The organism is Roseateles sp. P5_B10 (genome assembly GCF_056400485.1).
Genome location: NZ_JBFULE010000795.1, coordinates 1 through 2,369 on the forward strand (window position 1 = coordinate 1; position 2,369 = coordinate 2,369).

2 protein-coding genes are annotated in these 2,369 nt (G+C 66.5%); both read right to left on the minus strand.

Annotation, left to right across the window (positions count from 1 at the left end; all coding sequences use genetic code 11):
* A partial coding sequence (locus AC1DU6_RS27720; RefSeq protein WP_477861054.1) for a type II secretion system F family protein occupies nucleotides 1-762 on the minus strand: 762 nt, incomplete at its 3' end.
* On the minus strand, nucleotides 762-2,369 hold a 1,608-nt coding region (locus AC1DU6_RS27725; RefSeq protein WP_477861056.1), incomplete at its 5' end, for a GspE/PulE family protein. The genes AC1DU6_RS27720 and AC1DU6_RS27725, both read right to left, overlap by 1 nt.

The following is a 2,369-nucleotide window of genomic DNA, read 5'->3' on the forward strand; positions in this document are numbered from 1 at the left end:
CGCCAACGTATCCATGATGGCCCGGCGCACCGGCGCTCGTGACAACAGCACGCCGATCGTCATGACCACTGCGCCGACTCCGAGGCCGATCGGCAGGAGGTGGGCTTTGAAGAAAACAGCYGATTCGATGATCCACATCGAGAGCTCCGGAACCTGGCCACGCGAGTTCTTCAGCAGCGGTGCAAACTTTGGAATGACCCCAAGGAAAATGATCAACACGGCCAGCACGCCAGCGAAGACCAGCACACACGGATAGATCAAGGCGTTGCGCAGCTCCTGTGCGACCCGGCGTTGCGCTTCGAGTTGCTCGCTCCCCTCGGCAAGGGCCTGCGCCAGCTGTCCACTGGCCTCGCCCACGCGCACCAGGGTCAGCAAATAAGGCGGCAGCTCCAGGCCGCTGCCAGCCAGCGCGTCATGCAAGGTCTGGCCGGCGCGCACATCAGTCAGCGCCCTGCTCATCGCCGCGCCTGCCGCGCCGCTGGCATGGCCGGTTGCCAGCGAACCCAGCGCTTCATCCAACGCCACCCCCGCCTTCAGCAACGTGCCCAACTCGCGCAGCACAACGATGCGATCCAGCGTCGTCAGCACCCGACGTCGCACAGACGCGGCGGCCGTCACCTGCAATTCCTCGCCTTCGACCGACAGGGGCCTGAGCCCTTGGCGCAGCAGCTGCCGCGCCGCCTCGCCCTCGCTGTAGGCTTCCAACTGACCGGCCACGCTCTGGCCGCTGGCGTCGACTGCGCGATAGCGATAGCGCTGCATCACGGCTCCTCGCTGCTGGCTGCGCGCAGCACTTCCTCGAAGGTGGTTAGCCCTTGCGCGCACTTGACGAGCCCGTCATCTACCATGCTCCGGCGCCCTTCTGCGTTGGCGGTCGCGACGAGTTGCTCGACGCCGGCACTCTGGGCGATCTGGTGCTGCAGCGTGGCGCCCACGTCCACAAGTTCGTAGACGCCGAGACGGCCCAGGTAGCCCGTCCCGCCACATTGCGGGCATCCGACAGCGCGCATCCAGCGCGCCGGCCGCGGCATGGCAATGCCGCGAGCGAGCAGAGTGGCGGCACGGTCCTCCAGCGGCTCGCAATCAAGCAGCGGCTGGGCGCAATGCTCGCAGAGCCGGCGAACGAGGCGCTGCGCCATGACGGCACGCAGCGAAGCCGCGACGAGATAGGGTTCGATCCCCATGTCGACGAGACGGTTCACGGCCGACAGGGCGTCATTGGTGTGCAAGGTCGCAAGCACCAAGTGCCCGGTCAAAGCCGCCTGGATGGCGATCTCGGCGGTTTCACGGTCGCGGATTTCACCGACCATGATGACATCCGGGTCGTGGCGCAGGATGGAGCGCAGTGCCCGAGCGAAGGTGTAGCCAATGTCGGCCTGGGTCTGGATCTGCACGACGCCGGGCAGGCGCAGTTCGACCGGGTCTTCCACCGTGATCAGCTTGCGCACGCCGTCGTTGATCTCGGACAGCGCACCATACAACGTGGTGCTCTTGCCGCTGCCGGTGGGCCCCGTAACCAGCATCATGCCGTTGGGCAAATCCAGCCAGTGCATCAATCGCTGGCGATGGTCGTCTTCCATGCCGATGCGGTGCAAGCCGATATCGCCGCGCTCCTTGGGCAGCAGCCGGAGCACCAGGGACTCGCCGTGCACGGCCGGGATCGACGAAATGCGGATGTCCACTTCTCGACCGGCCACGCGTGATGAAATCCGCCCATCCTGGGGCAGGCGGCGCTCGGCGATGTCCAAGCCACCAATGAGCTTGATGCGTGACGCGATGGCCGGATAACGATCCATTCCCAGCGTCGAACGCAGTTGCAGCACACCGTCGACACGGAAGCGCAACGCACACTCGCGCTCACCGGGCTCGACGTGAATGTCAGAGGCCCGGGCTTCGAGGGCTTGGGCCAGCGTGTTGTTGACGAAGGCGACGACCGGGGCATCCTCGGCGAGTTCGCGCAGCGAGCGCGCATCCAGCGTACCGCGGGCGTCGCCGTGGCGCAGACGCTCGGCGAGGCTTTCTGCGTCGGCGGGCAGAAGGAGGTGCCAGAACGGTTCAACGATGCCTTCGTCGGCGAGCGCCTCACGCACGTCCAGGTCGAGCGGGTCGGCACTGGCCACCTGCCATTGCGATCCCTGCTCCCACATCAACACGCCGCGGTCCAACCACCAGCTCGCAGGCTGCTTCAGGCGTGCCATCGCCTCTCGGGCCGCCACCTCGTCCAACTGCGTGGGGGCCAGCATCGGGCAGCCCAGTTGCTCAGCCAGCGCCACGTACAAGGTGTTTGTCGAGACCGCACCCAGGCGCACCAGGATTTCGCCCAACCGCCCGCCTCGCGCGGCCTGCAATGCCAATGCGCTGTCCAGTTC